The sequence below is a fragment of the Leptospira yanagawae serovar Saopaulo str. Sao Paulo = ATCC 700523 genome, from assembly GCF_000332475.2.
Taxonomy (GTDB): Bacteria; Spirochaetota; Leptospiria; order Leptospirales; family Leptospiraceae; genus Leptospira_A; species Leptospira_A yanagawae.
The window spans coordinates 168091-180341 of the sequence record NZ_AOGX02000016.1 but is presented as its reverse complement, the minus strand read 5'-3'; the positions used below and the strand labels follow the sequence as shown (position 1 = coordinate 180341).

4 protein-coding genes are annotated in these 12251 nt (G+C 35.2%); all 4 read right to left on the bottom strand.

Annotated features, from left to right (window positions below):
* The 4 genes from LEP1GSC202_RS10765 to LEP1GSC202_RS10750 are packed head-to-tail and all read right to left on the bottom strand — an operon-like array spanning nt 1 to nt 12242.
* Entirely contained in the window at nt 1–1317 is a 1317-nt protein-coding gene (locus tag LEP1GSC202_RS10765; RefSeq protein ID WP_051125326.1) for an OmpP1/FadL family transporter, read from the bottom strand.
* The gene (locus LEP1GSC202_RS10760) at nt 1317–4949 is read right to left on the bottom strand and encodes a hypothetical protein (protein ID WP_015677730.1); all 3633 of its coding nucleotides are present in this window, start codon (nt 4947–4949) and stop codon (nt 1317–1319) included. The genes LEP1GSC202_RS10765 and LEP1GSC202_RS10760 overlap by 1 nt, the downstream gene beginning before the upstream one ends.
* Nucleotides 4950–4953: 4 nt before the next feature.
* Nucleotides 4954–9192, bottom strand: a complete 4239-nt coding sequence (locus LEP1GSC202_RS10755) for a hypothetical protein (RefSeq protein WP_015677670.1) — start codon at nt 9190–9192, stop codon at nt 4954–4956.
* Entirely contained in the window at nt 9189–12242 is a 3054-nt protein-coding gene (locus LEP1GSC202_RS10750; RefSeq protein WP_015677788.1) for an Ig-like domain-containing domain, read from the bottom strand. Before LEP1GSC202_RS10750 ends, LEP1GSC202_RS10755 begins: the two co-directional genes overlap by 4 nt.
* Nucleotides 12243–12251 lie beyond the last annotated feature (9 nt).

Below are 12251 nucleotides of genomic sequence, written 5' to 3'. Positions count from 1 at the left end.
TTATAAAAATGTAGTGATTCCAAATCCAATGTGGAGGGCTTTACCACCATAACTAAAGTTTGGGTTTTCTGATGATGGCTCACGTTTTACAATTTCTCTTGAACTCCAAGACTGGTAGTCTATGACCAAATCTAATAGAACTGCTTTTTTTAGCCCAGTCAGATAAGAAGATGATTGGTCTGTGATTGTATAACTCATTCCTAAAGTATAAATGTTTCGATCAAAATCCAGTAAATTTGCTCTTCCACTTACATCACCGATCGCACTCGGCCTTCTTGCATAACCCATTCTGAAACTCGTATCAGGCCTAAAGAGATATTCAAAACCCAATCTTAAATTTGTGGTATCTTTTACTTCTGGGTTTTGATTGTAAGTAGACTTCGTTCTAGATAACTTGTATTCACTCCACTTTTCCAAGTTCACATCAAAAGCAAAACGGTAACGATCTTTTAGAAGATATGAGATTCCTGTTGTATACACTTTTGGTTGGTATAAATCAAGTAATGCTAGATCTAAATCCAATTGGATACCGAGTAATGTTGTTTGTGCCCTCGTTGTCACTGGGTCTACGGATAAAAAACTTTCCCTTCGGTAAGATAATCCAAAATCAAATTGGTTCCAATGAAATTGTATTCCATAGATGGGATTGATGATTGGTTTCATTTGTAAGATGACTTGTTGGTCAGGCGTGGATTCTTCTTTCGCAATGGGAACATTTTTTAATAAAATTGAACCACCACCTTTTACAAATGCATTAAAGCCAATACCAATAAACATATGATCTTTCCAAACTTCATAAGCAAGCCCACCCATGATGTTTGGCCTTTCATTGGCAGAACCTGATTGGATAGGTCTTGGAACATTAGGATTTTGATCGTTGATGGTTACAATATTACCAGTGGCAGGACTTACGATATGGAGTCCAAACCTAAGTTTATTGTTCATATTGTAAATTTCATTTAAACTAAACGTAAGTCCAAACGTGAGATGATGGTCTTTTGTGTTCGAAAGACTTTCTTTTCTTTGTAAGTTAGTATTAATTTTTGGATCAACGTGATGGTAAGAAAAACTCACTTCGTGAAAATTAAGCCGTTCTTCCTTTGGATTTAGAGTGGAATTTTCGCGGATGATTTCCTGTTCATTTTTTCTTGCAAGTCCTGCAATATTATAAAGTGGGGCCGATGAATGGTTGACAAAAGATGATACTGCACCTGCCATCCCTGCTTGTTTGGCATATCCACCGTATACATCACCGTAGGAACCGGCATACACATAATGCCCGCTAAATAATAAGATTATGCAATAGATAGTTTTCATTATTTTTTAGAAAATATAAAATTGAAATGATCGAAAACACTAAGTTCGTTATTCCGATTGACTTGGTCCACAAACCAATAATCAGTTTGCATTGGCCTTGTTTGGGAACTTAAGAGTTGGGAAAAAAGTTGAAAGGTTTGGCTTAAGTTATAAAATAAATCTTTTTTATCTTTTGATGGATTTTGGATCATCGAACTTTTACAAAAATTTTCTAAGTCCAACCAGATTTCAGAAAACGAATATTCACTAATGGTTCGTTTGTAAAAATATTCTAAAAACGAAGACTCACCAGTTAAAGACTCCAAGATCTGAAATACCGGAATGGATTTTCCTGAAATATCTTCCAGGAGATTTGGTAAGGTTTCTGAAAGGAAAAAACTGATTCGATACCTTGGGTTTCCATTTTCATAGATAAAAATTTGCCCTAACCATTCTAAAAATCCATAAATCTCACCAGAAGTTAAATCCGCATCAGATAATATTATGAGAACAGGTTTGATTTGATTTGAGTATGAATATGGTGACTTTGCATTGAGTAGAGTAGATAAAAAACATTCAACATCATCTAAGAATGAGTAGGCGGAATGGTTCGGATTTTTCCCACGTTCTAAAACCAAACTACTAATGTAGTTTTCGATCTCATAAGAAAATTGATTTATGGAAAATTGAGAACTATCAGGATTTTCTACATCCAGTTTAAACTCATAAAATAATTGTTGTAACCCAATGATAGTTAAGTTCCGACTATCAGAATGTTTTGGATCCCCAAAATAATAGACAGTCTCTAGGATTGATTCTAATAAATGACCTTTACTCATTGAATTAAGGATCCCATCATTCCATTTCCTTTGGTTTTCAATTAGAAAGGATAAATAGGATCGAAGTTGCGCATTCGGATAATATAACGCCAGGTTTGGCATATTCGGGGAACGGATACCAAAAACACCTGAATTGCCTCGAATCCGGTATTGTCTAATCGTAATATTTCGATTAGGTGATGCAGTGTCCTCCATATCGCTTGCCGCAGTTGGATCCAAACTTTCAAAAAGAAATGGTCGGTTTAAAACTTGGATCAGATTTGTTAACAATATAAATGAATTTTTATTTTGCGATGAATCCGATGTTAGTACAGATGTATGGGCGATGGAAGCAACAATTGGCAAAAGATGATTTCTTTTTTCCCAAAGGTAAGCAAATGATTTTTCTCGAATGTTTTCTTCAGAAAAAAATCCTAATCTTTCAAAACTGGGAAATCCTGCTGATATGACCGGCGGGATTGGTCCATAAAATTCTGAAGGAGAATTGAATTTTGAAAACAAAAGTCGATACACTTGTTGAAAAGTCGTATCGTCTACAAATCCTAAGTTGCTGTTTGCACTTGCGCTGATTCCATAACCCCAAACTTCAACCAAAAAACAGGAATCACCTGCTATACTAGAAAAGTTTTGTAAGTTTCCCTGTGATTTGATATCATTTTTGATGAATGTATTTGCATGTAACCACCTTCCCGAATCAAACTCACTGCATTGCGTTTCGTTACAGTAAGGTTTTACATCAATGAGGCCTTTTAAACCGTTGGCAATGATAACAATATAAACAGCATCTTGGATTGTATCACCCAAAGCTTCCAAAGCTACTGGCACAATAATCACATAACGTTTTTGGTACATTAACCAATAAAAGTTTTTGTAAAAAGCTTCTTCGTCTGATCCAACTGCCCTTTCGTTTTCGGGAATATTTATTTCGGTTATGTGATAGTGGCTTCCATTACTCAAATCAGATTCTGGATATTCAAAGCCACCAAGTCCAACTCCTTGTACATCTCCATTTTCGGAATTACGTACTCCAATTTTATATTTTGAAGTATTCCATTCTTTTTGATAAATTAAATCATTTCCAAAGGAATCTTTATAAATACGACCATCTATAGTTTCTATCTGACCAAATGAATTTTTTCTGTTTTGATTAAAATATGGACCTTGGCCTGAATACAATATTGAACTCAAACTTGCTAGTATCCATGGTAAGGTTTTTGAATAAATAGGATCATTTGCGTTTGATAAGATGACATCGTTTTCTATACGCGATAAAACGGCTGTATTGAGGTTTACGTTTTCTACTTGTCCGTTTTTTTTCACTCGTCCAGAGATTGCTGAGTTCCAGATTGCCGCTGAGATTCCGAGGTTAGAGATAGAAGTACTACGTTTGAATGTCACCGGTGAATTATTGAGAGATGAGGATATGGGATTTGATAATTGAACAGATGTAGCATTAACTGAAGTGACTATGGTTCCGATTGGAATCCCTATTCCGAAAACAGTATCTCCATTCTGTATGGCTAAATCTGAATTTGGCAAACTGAGAACTTGTGATGCACTGTTGGCTGTCGCATTACGAACTACGATTCCCACTGATTTTAATTTTGATGATAAACTGAAAAGGGAATCACCTAACGTTATTACCCCACCAGATGATGATTCAATTTGTGGTTCAGAAGGGTCATTGGACCAGTAGTAACCGAAATCGTTTGTCACTCCAATGGTAAAAAGCAAATGTTCTAATAATGAAATTGATTCTCCTGATACATCCAATGTGCGATTTCTTCCAAACAAATCTAAACATAACATTTGGTATAAGGAATCATTTGCTTTGTTTAGTGATGAAGTGAATTGGAGTTTGTGGTAGGACTCCGCAATGTTTGCAATGTATGATTGATTTTGGTTTTTGATTAAATTTGCAGGTGTGACAATGATTTGGCGAAGGTTAATGATAAAGTCACTTAGAAAATTACGGATTTGGCCTGAGTGGCTGGGATTGGAGTAGATGGAACTGTATTTGGTACCTTGTGGGGTATAATAATCTTCAAAATTTATGAATAACTCTTTTAAACTTGTGCCACTGCTTTTGAAACCTGAACCGATGCCTGCCTGATAGAAAAAACCTTCTCCGATACCTCCAATCATTTTCGATAATGAAGAATAAAATTCGGGACTTTTAAACTGAAAAATACCTGACATAACATTTGTTAGTCCAGTTCTTGTTTCTTCATTTTGAATCAATAATTTTCCAAGTATAAGTTCCGTTTTTTTGATAAATGAGATGAAGTCTGCATCTTTCAAATTATCATTGATCCTTTGAATGGAAAGAGTGACATCAGATTCTGATTTGGTGCGTAGTAATTCTTGAAAGGTTTGATTGGATACTGGAATTAGATTTGGTAACAAATCTAATTGTGATCTTCTGATTTTATCGAAACTTGTTGAAACGGAACGAAATAAATTTGTTTTGTTTTCTCTTAAGAATTGGAACTCATCCGATACGAAACGTAATGTTTGTTTAATGGCATTTCTATCATCATTGAATACATATCCAAGATTCAAAAGTATGTTAGGTAAATTACGCCGAATTGGTTCTAAGGAAGAGTTCAGTCGAATGTTAAATTCTAATGCTTCTAATTTGGTAAGTCCACTTTTTAAAGCTGGAAATGCGTCAAATAAGGTAAAAAGTTGGATCCCGGATTGCCCGAATATTCCATCCCAAAAAAGATTTTTATCTTGGTAATTGATCTCCTCAGACTTGCAAAATGGAAGGAATTGGAAACAAAGGATTAATAACAAAATTTTAGCTTTCATAGAATTATAAATTACAATTTCCCCAAAAGGTATAATTTGATAATTTTAAGTTGATTAGAAGGTAAGGATTTGTTTCTACCACCGAACCACTTGCAGTTGAAAATTGGTTTGGATAAGGTAATGTAACAAGATCGTTGATCCTAATTCCACAGTTTGCTGCAATTTTATTTCCAGGAGCATTTGGATCTTCTTTTGTTCCGTTTGTATATGTATAGTTTGGAGTTCCATAAAGATTGTCTTTAGGCAGTGAAGCATTTTTTTTCTCTAAAGGGACGTATTCTAATACATAATTGATAACTGGGATAATTAATTTTTGTATGGTTGGTTGGAATACTTCCTTGATTCCGTCAGGATTCAATCCACTTGGATTGTCATTATTAGTATCTATTACTTCTAAACTATAAAACAAATCTAAATCGTTGTTTGGATTTCCATCGTTGAATCCAATTCTTGCCGCATCACAGTCGATTTTTCTTGATCCGATCGCAAGGTTGGAGTTTGGAATATCAATTTGATTATTATCATCACATAAATTGAATTGAACAGAAGATACTTGATAATAATCATTTTCAGTTCCATTGCAGTTGGATGGGTTTAAACCAGGGCAACCTACGCCAGATGTAAATTTACTAGCGCCAAATAGCAGTTTTGTGGATATGCCAACCTTTAATGTTGTTAATAGATACTCGTCATTTCCTTGTTTTCCATAAATTCTAAAAATTAGATCTGTCCATTCAAAATCCATCAGAGGAGACTTTGATCCATTCACCGTCATCGATTGATTTGCATTTGAAAAACGAACATTAGGTGGTAACAATGGTTCCACTTTAAAAAAGATGTCATCGGTTTTTTGGATGGTTTTAATCTGTCCTTGAGAATTTTTAAATTGAATTGAATTGCGACCAGGTGCCAAAACTTTTAAAATGGATTCGGCTTTCAGTAAGATTTGAAATATTTGAAATAAACGATCACCGTCTCCTCGAAAGGTTTTGATTTGATCTGCAAAACTTTGGTTTAGTTTTAAATTAAGAATACCGTTCCACCAAAAATGATATAAGGTTTGGTTGATTGTGTCAGAGTGAACGCCCACTAGAACTCCGGAACCTTCTGAATCATTGATTTTTCCTGTCCCTTGGTATCCATTTACGATGGAACGGCCAAGTTGGGATCTTGGTGGAGTTCCGCTATTGTAGTTTAAAAAACTATTTTCAAATCCGGAACCTAAATGTGGCATTTCAGGTTTATCGTTTAAATCATTTCGATTCATACAAACATTAGAATTTGGATCTGGTTTTTGGCATACATTGACGGAAGTAGCAGCAGTTAAGTCAATTCCATCTGCATGGATTCGATTCGTACTATCTTGTTTGAGATTAACACCAATATTAATTAAAGTTTTATTGAATGGCGTGGGTAGGTAACTGGGTAAGTTGATATCGATTCCATTTGCATTGGTATCTTTTCTCATTTGGTAAAACAAAGCATTCAAGATATTTGGAGTGACAGACTGGATTGTGTCACGGATCACACCTTGGACAACTCTCCATTGAATCCCAGGTATCACAGATTCTAATACCGCTTGTATGATACTATCGAATGTGCCTGGTTTGATGGTTCGTACATTATGAGCACAAATTGCAGAATTCCATGCTGCAACTTTAAACTCTGTTGCATTCGGATTGTTGACCCAACCTGGTTGGTTTAAAATAGTTAGGTCTATAGCGCCGTTTGCACTTGGTACATTAAAACTAGCTAATGCCTGGGCTAAATGGAAATTGATATTAGGATCATAATTTAAAAAATCTGCACTTGCATTACACCCACCACTTGGGCTCATTAAAAAATCTACATCGTAAACGGCTCCGTTTGCAAGACCACCAGCAAGTCCACCACCTGAGTGCATAAACAATCGTAAGGTTCCTTTAAGTCTTTTTCCATTAAGATTGATATTCAATTGTCCATTTTGTGTGGCTCCGGCCGAAGGAATGAGTTGGACAAGTAAGTTATCATTGGGTATCGTGTTCGTTGTATTTTCAATTGTCATGTTCGTTACATAAACATCAGATTTTCCATTGGCTAAAAAACCACCCCAAGACCAATTGATCCTGCAAAAAGGTCCAATGGATAATAAATGATTTAACTCTTTGTTAGTTCCAAAATCATTTGGATTTGATAAACATGTTTGACCAAGTGCATCCACTCCAGTTAATACTGTTCCAGTTCTTTTCGGATTTTGCATGAATGTTCTGCCAATGTTTACAGTGGTTGCCAAAACGGTCGCAGAACTTGTGTTTGAGAGTGTCCAAGTATTTCCAGTTACTTGATTTAAAAGAGTTGTGCCTGCTTGTAAACTCGGATGGTTGATATAGATTCCAGGATACAAATCATTTGAATTATCGAATATAATTTGGTTCGAACCATTTGTTAAATTTACCACCTTACCGATATCAGGTCCCGCTGTTATTTTTAGATTCGAATTTGTTTCACCAAATCCATCATTGGCTGCCCGACTGAGTATCAGTAATGGAGCGCTTGTGAATGTACTTGAATTTGGACATCCATCACCAGAAGGAATGGATCCATTCGTAACGATGGATTTAACAAATGTATTGGGTGCCAAAGATACACCGCGGAGAATTTGTCCTTCTTTGATTCCAGATAAACTATTTGGCTTTAACCTTGCACAATTGTTTTCAGTTGTACCTAAAAATTCTTGGATTGGATCACTGAATATTTTACCTCCGATGCGGAAGTTATCCGATAGTGAAGTAAAATTACCATTGGATTTAAATAGTCTTTCTAATAATCTTCCTAATACCGAGATTCCAAAATTTCCTGTTCCCATATTGACTCGTGCAGTGGAAGGATTGGGTTCATTCGGATTTGGTGATGTAGTTCCATAATGAAAACCAAAGACACGATAATACAGTTTTGCTCCTTTTTTGATTTCTACATAGTATGTATTGGCTCCATCGGTTGGCCTAAGACTCAAGTCGGAAAGTGTTGATAGATTGAGATTGGTTTGCCAAGGTATAAAGGAAGAAGTAGGTGGATGATTCAATTTTTTGATTTTAATTTCGTCCGCTTCCAAAAATTCTGATATAGTAGTTTGGATGGTGATTTCTGGAATAAGTGCTTTGTTTATAATCGCAGATTTAAAGTTAGGTGTTGGATGAATGGGTAATCCATTCTGTAACGTTGCTTGAAAGTAAAAAGCTGGTTCTGTGAAAAATTCTGTAATTAGTTTTTGACCTAAACAATTACTTTCATCGATTCTCCTCACACATTGGATTGTATGATTAGATCCAAATAATCTTGCGTCTGGCAATACGATATAATAACGGGTATTTGGTTCTAAAACTTCTAATGGATCCAAAACTAATTGTCGGTGTGAATTCCAATAACAATTACCAATGATAGATTGATTTTCATCATTTGGATTTTTTGTAATTTTGAGTAAACTCCCTCCATAAGGATTTGTTCCAGGAAACCCATTTTCACTTGGGTGATTATGGCAAATTGTATCTTTATCCATTGAATGAGAAAATTCAATTGTAATGGAATCAGATCTAGAAACTACCGAATAGGGTTTCATTACGATTGCACTGGCGTTTGAAGATCCAATCCCGCGGAGTTCCAGAAGTTTTTCTGGTTGATTAGGATCATCTGAAACAATCCGTAAACTTCCTGATTTACTGCCTGAATTTGTGGGTTCAAATTTTATTTCAAACTCGACAAATTGATTGGGAGAAAGGATCAAACTTTGTGAACCGTTATAAGAACCTAAACTAATCAATTGAAATTGATTTGTTTGAGAAGTAATTTCTGTTGATACAATGGTAACTGAATCATTGCCCACATTTTTTAATTTAACTAATTTATTTTCAGAAGTTCCTATTTGTTTTTCAGCAAAGTGAAATATGGATGCATTGGAATATTCATTTCCATCAATTTCTAGTTTTAATGTTCTTAATAAAGTTTGACTTCCACCTGGTGCGGATACAAAACTTAAATCCAAGTTAGGTGGCAAGTTGGGAATTTGACCTATATTTGAACCAATCACTACATCACTTGGATTTGGAGGTGTAATGTTATTAAAATCAGAGGTTTGGCCTACATTTGAATTTTGAGTCGAATTGTTTGTAAAAAATGATTCCAATAAATTTTGAAATGAATTTTTTTCCTTTTGGCCACCAACACATGAAATTACGAAAAGAATACAAATAAAAATGATCTTTTTCATAACCGGCAACTTCCTGTGAAAAGTATATTTTGTACTTTTGTATGTAAAATTAGAAATGATTCATTTGTATTTCCTGGAATTGGCAATGTTTCTAAATCATATAAATCCAGTCCACAAGCACGTAATTTAGGAAGAGGTATATCGCGTGTTATATTGTTGATAAGAGGAATGATCAATGATTTGACTAATGGATTGACAATCTCTTTTATCCCTGATGGACGAAGTGCAAGTGGATTGTGTATCGGACCTTCAAGTGGTTCAATCAAATAGTATAGGTCACCAATTTCTTTGCTCGTGATGAGTTTTAAACTTGGATTACCAATTGATGCCAATACAGAGTTAGAAAATGTGCAAGTTCCCGTGCAATTCGGCAGACTATACGTTCCAAAACTTAAACTTGATTTGGAAGTTAAACTCAAACGAACTTTCGAAATGGTATAAATACTTCCATCTTTACAATCGATAGAAGGGCATAAAGTACGAGATGGGTCTGTTTTTTTACCTTTAATTGTAATTTCTAAATCTGCAAAGCTGATTTGCAGTTTTGGAATTTCTAAATCTGTAGTACCCGATAAGGAACTAAATCCAAGATAGATCGGTTGGATTGGGTTAAGGGTTAGAATGATATCATCATTTGGATATATCGCGCCATTACTTGTTTTTAAATTGTTTTGTCCTGGTGCAAATATTGTAACTATGGGGTCTGCTTTTAGTAAAGATGTAGTGAGTCTAAGCAAAGAAGACGTACCAGCAAATTGATTGATATTTTCAATAAAAGTTTGGTTTACCTCAAAATTAAATCCCCCATTCCACCATAAATGATACATAGCTTGGTTAAGAAGATCGTTATGGATTTTTAATAAAACACCTGGATATTCGTTTGCGTTTTGTAGATTGGAAGGCAATGGCAAGATAGACTTTGTTTGGATAAAAGAATTAGTTCCATATGGAAGTATTGGGTATGTTGAACGTATATAACCAATATTCCATGGACAACGATTTGCATTGTCTTTCACACAGGTTAGTAATGAAACGTCCAGACTACCTTCAATTCCAAAATTGGGTGAGGAAAATTTAGGTGATGTATCTGTTTTTAATTTGGCATTGAGTTTCAAAGTAACTTTATTTAGGGGACTTGGAAGATAATCGGGAAGGCTAATCAGTATACCACTTTCTAATTGGCCCAGAAGGTTATTTAAAATTTCAGGTGTAACTCGCTCGGTTACATCCTTAAGTACATTTTGTACAATTTTGTTTTTTAATCGTGGAATCTCTTGGTTGATCACATCGGCAACTATGGCCGCAACAGCACCCGTACCTGTGACTTGGTTTACTTTTATGTGATTTGCCCAATGGGTCACAAATGGATTGCAAGGTAAAATTGCATTTGGAGTAATAACGTTTGGTAAATCCAAACAATCAATGTTTGGTTGGAAATTTGTAGGGAAGTTATTTGGATTCACTTGTAAAGTGATTTTTCCAAATGCATTTACTTGTAAATTGGACCTTACAAAGGCTCTGCGAGAGATTTCAACTGGTGGATCTTCATTAAATGCAAAAGCAACTTCATCTCCATCTGTTCCTTGGATAGACTCTCCATAATAAACGAGAGTATTGGCCAAAAGATAATCAAAAAATTCAATTTCTTCTACCTTTATAACGATTGCAAATTTCCCTCTTAATTTTTTTCCAAAGACATTGATGTCAAAAATCCCATTTTGAATATCAAATTGGAAATTGAGATTTGTATCTCCAGAAGGAAAACTAGTTTCATCGACAATCAAATTGGTGATATAAATATCAGCTTTTGCTTTGTAATCGACATTAGGATACGTAACACTTTCAAAAATACTTCCTTCCACTTCAATCCCACAAAAAGGACCTATGGTTGAGAGGTAGTCTATATGATTAGGAGTAGGGGCGTGAGTTAATTTTGCTGTTGGCCAAGGAAGACAATTGCCACCTGGGAAAACATTCGATTTCTTATGGATGAATTGGTTTAAGGATTTGTCTGACTGGGTAATTGTGTCAAATAAAGTAAAATTCCCTTTGGCATACTTAGTAATCAGTTCAGCTATCGCATTGATTCCTTGGTTTTGACCAACTAACAAATTTGCCACATTTGATAATTTCGTATCAGTGTTAGTTGCAAGTTCTCCATATAAAAAATTTACACCAAAATAACTAAAATGACCTGAAATCGATTCTACTCTCACAAAATATAAATTGGTCCCAATATTTGGTGGAATTACGGTTGAATTGAATAGGTCATAACTCCTATGAGCTTGGCAATTTTGATTACAGATCCTAACACCTACTGCAACTATGGACGAACAAATGACAGAGAGTGGATCCACAGAATGAGTTTGACCAAGTTTACACAGAAAAATTTCTTTTGTTTCCTCTGGAAAATTGATTCCTAATTCGAGGCGCAAATTCGTTGTTTGGTTTTTGTCTATCACAATTCCTTTGTCCGTGGAAACAGGGTAAGTGATGGACTCATTCACTAACAAACTCCTTGTTATCTGTATGTTTTTATCAGTTTGAAAAGACTGTCGGAAAGGTATTAAGGAAATATTTTGATTAGTCGATTTAGCAATTTGGTTCAATTCTACTTCATAATTTTGATTTGAATTCAGTTCTTCACCCATTCGAATGGATAGGTTGATTGGACTTGTCCATCTTAAACTATAATTTGAGACAGTAGTTCCCATCGTTAGATTTCGAATGGTAATTGCATTGGAGACCGAAGTTGGATCCATCGCTTCTGAAAATTGAAGTTCGAGAGGTTTGTATCGATCGACACTGTTTGGTAAAAACAAAAATCGGACCTCAGGACCAGAACTTCCAAATCCTGAAGGTGTTGGCAATGTAGGTGTATTGTTAGGTGGGTCAATTGGAGTTTGACCAATGCCATCAGCTCTTGTACCCGATGATAATACAGTTACTGATTCGGAGCTTGCAGAACTAGGTTTCTCATTTTTGCAATTGAGTTGGAAGATTGAAATCCCAATCACTATCCCCCATCGTATCCAATTCTGCCAGCCCATCTTATTCAA

Excerpts from the sequence above, each read along its gene's own strand:
- LEP1GSC202_RS10750 (WP_015677788.1), bottom strand. The coding sequence starts at position 12,242 with ATGGGCTGGCAGAATTGGATACGATGGGGGATAGTGATTGGGATTTCA.
- LEP1GSC202_RS10760 (WP_015677730.1), bottom strand. The coding sequence starts at position 4,949 with ATGAAAGCTAAAATTTTGTTATTAATCCTTTGTTTCCAATTCCTTCCA.
- LEP1GSC202_RS10765 (WP_051125326.1), bottom strand. The coding sequence starts at position 1,317 with ATGAAAACTATCTATTGCATAATCTTATTATTTAGCGGGCATTATGTG.
- LEP1GSC202_RS10755 (WP_015677670.1), bottom strand. The coding sequence starts at position 9,192 with ATGAAAAAGATCATTTTTATTTGTATTCTTTTCGTAATTTCATGTGTT.